We start from the raw sequence: 1,346 nt of genomic DNA, 5'->3' as shown, positions 1-1,346 counted from the left end.
CGGAAAAATAGATGGTAGCATCGGGGGGAATTTCTAAATCTTCTCGACGGAGATTGGGAGTGCCGATTTCAAAACCATCCACTGCTAAATATGTCTCTGGTAAACGATAGATTTTTTCTCGATAATATTCCTCCGCTTGCTGGGGTAAAACGTAGGGATCGGCGATATAGTAATCTATAGTTGCTAATCCAGAAGCATCCCAACCTAACCAAGTCACTTGTTTTGCTGCGGGTTTCAGGGCCATAATCTGATTGGTGAAATTATGGGTTAAACTATCTAAATCTACTAGAATATCTATCCGATCCTGTTGAATTTGTTGGGCAACTTCTAGGGGATTTTGAGCGTAGGGAAAATGACGGATAATATCTCGGCTATCCCGGAACCATTGACGGGTAATTTCATCTTCTTCTTGGTTAATAGTATAGATGGCTATTTGCAATTTTTCTCGATCATGATGGTGAATTAACCAACGACTTAACCAAGCGACAGAATGATGTTTTAAGGTACTGGCAAGATAACCAATAGTTAGTTTTTCTGAAGCTTTTTCGTTTGTAATTAAAGGAGTTTTAAAACTATTATTATCAAGAAAAATTTCGGCGACGCAATTAGTTAATTTTCGGTTGGCTAAGGCTCGATCGCCTAGGTAGGGTAGGGGACTAGAAACATTGAGAAAGCTAGTTTTAATAATCGGTTCTAGAGTAATATTTTTCCGACGGGTTAATTCCTGTAATAAATCATGATATTCTTGATAAATATGATCAATTTCTTGCCAAACTCCCCAGCGCAAAAGTATTAACAAAATTAGATAATTACTGTATAACTTTAGGGTTGGGGTTAGACAAATTTCTCGCAACTGATAGGCAGTTATCAAAGAATTATCAAAGTCTTCTGCTAAAATATAGAGGTTAACCAATTGTTCCAAAAGACTCAGATCATTAGGTCTTAATTGCAGACAAAGTTTAATAATTTCTACTCCAAAAGCGGGACTTTGTTGCTCGTTGGTGACTCGTGCTGATATCTGAAAAGCTTGCGGGATAAAACTATCGGCTAATTCCCCTAGGTAAGGTAAACTTGCTTGAGCTAAATCTAAAGTTAATTCATGGGGATATAAAAGACTTTTGAGAACTACATTTAAAAGCAATTCTCGATCAGGATTATATCTGAGATTCTCTTGAATAGGATAATTAAGTAGTTCTCCTGGAGCGAATATTTCTAAATCTAAAGCTAAGTCGAATAAAGCTAATAAATTATTAATTGACTTGGGAACAATTTCCTGTAGATGATAGCGAAAATATTCTACAGCTGCCAGATCACCTTTTCTTTGTTGTCGTCGCGCTTCTGCGTCT

1 protein-coding gene is annotated in these 1,346 nt (G+C 36.8%); it reads right to left on the bottom strand.

Annotated elements, in window-relative coordinates; genetic code table 11:
- Nucleotides 1-1,346, bottom strand: a 1,346-nt coding sequence (locus PX484_RS02420) for an O-linked N-acetylglucosamine transferase family protein (RefSeq protein WP_502882690.1), incomplete at both ends; no start/stop codon positions are given.

Source organism: Microcystis sp. M49636_WE2, from assembly GCF_030065375.1.
In the GTDB taxonomy this organism is placed as follows: Bacteria; Cyanobacteriota; Cyanobacteriia; order Cyanobacteriales; family Microcystaceae; genus Microcystis; species Microcystis aeruginosa_C.
The sequence above is the reverse complement of the archived record's forward strand: the minus strand, read 5'-3'. Positions and strand labels throughout refer to the sequence as shown.